We start from the raw sequence: 495 nt of genomic DNA on the forward strand, positions 1-495 counted from the left end.
GTTGATCAGACCTACGACCTGGCGCTGACGAAAGACCTCACCTCCGCTGGTCCCTACACCCAGGGCTCTACGGTGTCTTACAACATCACGGTAACGAACCAGGGCAGCCTGGATGCAGCAACGGTGGTGGTCGAAGACCGTCCGCAAGCGGGCCTGACCTACGCCGGCCTGAACAGCGGCGACGTAACGGACAACGGCGACGGCACCTTCACGCTGAACAATACTTTGGCACAGGGCGCGAGCCTGACCTTCAACGTGAGCTACACGATTGATGCGACCTTCCAGGGCACGAGCCTGACCAACGTTGCGGAGATCACCGAAGACGACGGCGACGACGAAGACTCCACGCCGGACAACGACGTACCGACGGAAGATGACCAGGACGATGAGACGATCACGGTCGATCAGACCTACGACCTGGCGCTGACGAAAGACCTCACCTCCGCTGGTCCCTACACCCAGGGCGCTACGGTGTCTTACAACATTACGGTAACT

At 60.0% G+C, this 495-nt stretch carries 1 protein-coding gene; it reads left to right on the plus strand.

The window, feature by feature from the left end; all coding sequences use genetic code 11:
* A partial coding sequence (locus H9S92_RS14090; protein ID WP_187467341.1) for a DUF7507 domain-containing protein occupies positions 1 to 495 on the plus strand: 495 nt, incomplete at both ends.

This window comes from Neolewinella lacunae, assembly GCF_014349155.1.
In the GTDB taxonomy this organism is placed as follows: Bacteria; Bacteroidota; Bacteroidia; order Chitinophagales; family Saprospiraceae; genus Neolewinella; species Neolewinella lacunae.